Origin of the sequence: Micrococcus sp. KT16 (assembly GCF_003315015.1) — a bacterium.
Taxonomy (GTDB): domain Bacteria; phylum Actinomycetota; class Actinomycetes; order Actinomycetales; family Micrococcaceae; genus Micrococcus; species Micrococcus luteus.
Genome location: NZ_QNRG01000030.1, coordinates 1 through 1,497 on the forward strand (window position 1 = coordinate 1; position 1,497 = coordinate 1,497).

Here is a 1,497-nt window from a genome sequence, read left to right on the forward strand (position 1 = left end):
CGTAGTAGCGCAGCGTGTGGGCGGTGACGTTGAGGTGAGTGGCGGCCTCCGAGATGTCCCACCAGGTCGTCGGATCATCCCGAACGAGATCTTCCAATGCTTCCAGCGAGACGCCACCGGGAGGGTCCGTAGCCAGGCGCAGGGCTTGCTCCAGCTCTGGGTTCATGTCCGCGACGCTAGGGCTTCGCGTGCGCTCGAACGCAACACGTGCCCGGGTAGCACATCTAGGACCCAGGCTCTTGCCCGTGCTAGAGTCTCAAGCATCATGATCAGCCCGTTGCCGCAAGGCGCGGGCTGATTTTCTTTGTGTGGGAGAGACGCGTGGAGTACACGAAGAAGTGGTTGCCTCTCGAGGCGCAGGTAGAGCGGCTAGTCCAGCGCGGTCTGGAGGTCGATGACCTGACGCGGGCTCTCCGACTGCTCGAGTCCGTGGGCTACTACCGAGTAACCGGCTACCTGTACCCGTTCCTGGAGTCCGAGAAGCAGGTCGATGACCAAGGGCACACCAAGATCCGGGTGCTGAATAGGTACCAACCGGGCACAGCCCTGCATCATGCCGAGGAGATCATCGACTTCGATCGGCAACTGCGCATGCTGGTCATGGAGGGTGTGGAGCGCATCGAGGTAGCAGTGCGTATGCGCATCGGCTACGTGTTGGGGCGGACCTCACCGTTCGCGCACGAGAACCCCACCTGCTTCGACGACTCGTTCACGCGGGCGAACACTGACAGTCGTGACCCACGCCCCAGCAAGCAGGTGTTGTGGCTGGAGCGGGTCAAGCAACGCCGGGACGGCTCGGACGAACAGTTCGTCGCCCACTTCCGGCAGAAGTACGACGACCACATGCCGGTCTGGGCGTTGACCGAGCTGCTGGAGCTGGGACACCTGTCGAACCTCTACCAGGGCATGCTTCAGAAGGATGCCGAGGAAGTCGCCACGGCCTTTGGGATCCCCCAGAAGAAGATGATGGGCAGTTGGCTGGCCAGCTTGAACTACGTGCGCAACGTGGCCGCGCATCATGCTCGGCTCTTCAACCGCAAGCTCCAGAACGCCCCGTCCCGGCCGGCGGCAGGCATGGTGCCCCTCCTCGACCATCTGCGGGAACCCGCCGCCCCCAAAGGGGACTTCGGCACCTACAACGCCTTGGCGATCATCGCCTACATGCTGCGGCCCATCGAGGCGGAGCGGTCCTGGGCGCCGCGCCTGGCCGAGCTGTTCCGCACCTTCCCCACATCGCATGCCCTCTCAGTCCAATCGATGGGTGTTCCGGAAGACTGGCACACGCTTGACCTGTGGCGGGGGTGAACTTCGGACGCGAGCTGAGGCCTTGGTAGCGGGTCGCAGTCGGTGGCGTGCATCGCTTCCGAATCTCCTCCGGCGGCCCGGGAGCGGGCCCATCCGGTTACGGGACAGGCCGACCCGGCGCCCTGAGAGGCTGTCTCGGATTTCGTGAAGGATGAGGGCAGTGATGAACTGTTCGGCTGTCAAGCTGGGTAT

1 protein-coding gene is annotated in these 1,497 nt (G+C 63.8%); it reads left to right on the top strand.

The window, feature by feature from the left end:
* Positions 1-321: 321 nt before the first annotated feature.
* Entirely contained in the window at positions 322-1,305 is a 984-nt protein-coding gene (locus tag DE149_RS11555) for an Abi family protein (RefSeq protein ID WP_078025558.1), read from the top strand.
* Positions 1,306-1,497: the final 192 nt, after the last annotated feature.